The sequence below is a fragment of the Palleronia aestuarii genome (assembly GCF_003253995.1).
GTDB lineage: Bacteria > Pseudomonadota > Alphaproteobacteria > Rhodobacterales > Rhodobacteraceae > Palleronia > Palleronia aestuarii.
The window spans coordinates 1-1768 of record NZ_QKZL01000073.1 but is presented as its reverse complement, the minus strand read 5'-3'; the positions used below and the strand labels follow the sequence as shown (position 1 = coordinate 1768).

General features: G+C 50.6%; 1 protein-coding gene. It reads left to right on the top strand.

Annotated features, from left to right (window positions below; genetic code table 11):
• Positions 1–733: 733 nt before the first annotated feature.
• The gene (locus tag LX81_RS21770) at positions 734–1363 is read left to right on the top strand and encodes a sugar transferase (protein ID WP_211322874.1); all 630 of its coding nucleotides are present in this window, start codon (positions 734–736) and stop codon (positions 1361–1363) included.
• The last annotated feature ends 405 nt before the right edge of the window (positions 1364–1768 follow it).

Below are 1768 nucleotides of genomic sequence, written 5' to 3'. Positions count from 1 at the left end.
CTCTGACGGCGTGCGTGGTCGTGGCGCTCCCGTGACCAACCTGTCCCGTAGGGCTTCCTTACATTGCACCGGAAGGATCGCACCATCAAACCGTGGGATCAAACACCTAGGCAGTGCAGCCCAGCTTCTTGACTGGAAGTCATGGATCAAACTATCGGACGGCCTCGGCAAGCCGGTCGCCTAATTTCAAAGAGAGATTGCAGAAAATGTACGATACTACCAACTGGCAGAGCGATCCAACTGGTGAGGCGATAGAAACTAGTCAAGTACATCTTTAAGGTGATTTCTTGTTCCAGTATGGATATCAAACGGGCAAATGCCGGAATTTGCTGTCGATTTCGAACCGAAGACAAAATATGCTCTTGCACATAACAGTATATCATCTTCTAGTACCAGATGGGTACGGTTATGGTTGCTAACCATGCAGTTCAGGGTAGGTACAATGACCTTATTTAGAAAAATCTTGTTATTTAGTATTACGATATTGTTCGGAAATACAATCTCAGATTTTTCTCTTTGTACCTTAAGGGGAGATCTTCTTGTAAGAACGTAGGGCAGTGAAGTTGGCAAATTCTCCGCTGTACGCTGCAGACCGGATCGCTGCCCACAAGATAGAATTCAAATTATAAGTGGCGTTCTTCTGCGCATCGTTGCGTCGAATTTGGGATAATTGTCTACTTTTTACCGGAGTCTTTCCATGTTGGACGCTGGCGATATAACGAGATCTGTAGTTATGGAAGATCTTGGAGAGCCTGTTGGAGGCCGTGGTAAAAGATTATTAGATATTGCATTCGCGCTTCTAGCCATCTCCGGACTTTCGATCTTTTTAGTCGTCGTGGCGGTTGCGATCAAAATCCGGTCCCGTGGGCCAGTCTTCTTCGCTCATGAACGTGTCGGTTATGCCGGGCAGCCGTTTCATTGCCTGAAGTTCCGGACAATGGTTCCGGACGCAGCGGAGCGATTGCAGGCAGTTCTGGATGCGTCGCCGGAGAGCCGCGAGGAATTTCGAAAGCATCACAAGCTGCACAAGGATCCTCGGATCATTCCGGGTTTGGGATCTTTCCTCCGCAAGACCAGCCTCGACGAAGTCCCGCAGTTCTTTAACGTTCTGGCGGGCCATATGAGCGTTGTCGGTCCTCGGCCTGTTACCAGCCACGAACTTTCGATCTACGGATCGGCAGCAAAACAATATATCTCCGCCCGCCCAGGTATTACGGGCCTTTGGCAGGTTTCCGGGCGTAGCACGACAACGTTCGCAGAACGCGTGGAGATGGATTCTACATATCTGTCGAACTGGTCGTTCTGGACGGATGTTCGATTAATCTTTCGAACAATCTGGGCGGCGGGACGAGGAGCCTGCTGATTTGGAATACGCCCCTCGAATTGAACAGAGCTTTTAAGTTTCGGGCCTTTTGACGAAAAGTATTCACGGGGGTCTTGGGGGCTCTGTTGCACGGAACGCCTGAAGGCCGCGTTTCCCCTTTTTCTAGCCCTGCTGCACAAATCTTGTGAGGGATTCATCTCGTGAATCCAGATTGGTAGCTGGGCTGCATAAGCAGACCGACATGGCCTTGTTGCATATATCGGTGAGAAGGTTTCACCTCGGAAATCTTGGTAGTTAGATCGATGGCATGCCAAAGCCTGCCAACACCCGCTACCGCACGACGAACTGGTTTGACTGGCCTTGTTGCAGAAAGCCTGCGTGGGATTCACATCGTGAGTCCAGCGACATAGCTGTCCGGCATGTCCAAGCCTGCGCCCACCCGTT

What these genes read in the sequence shown, in the direction of transcription:
- LX81_RS21770 (WP_211322874.1), top strand. Translation starts at nt 734, where the DNA reads ATGGAAGATCTTGGAGAGCCTGTTGGAGGCCGTGGTAAAAGATTATTA.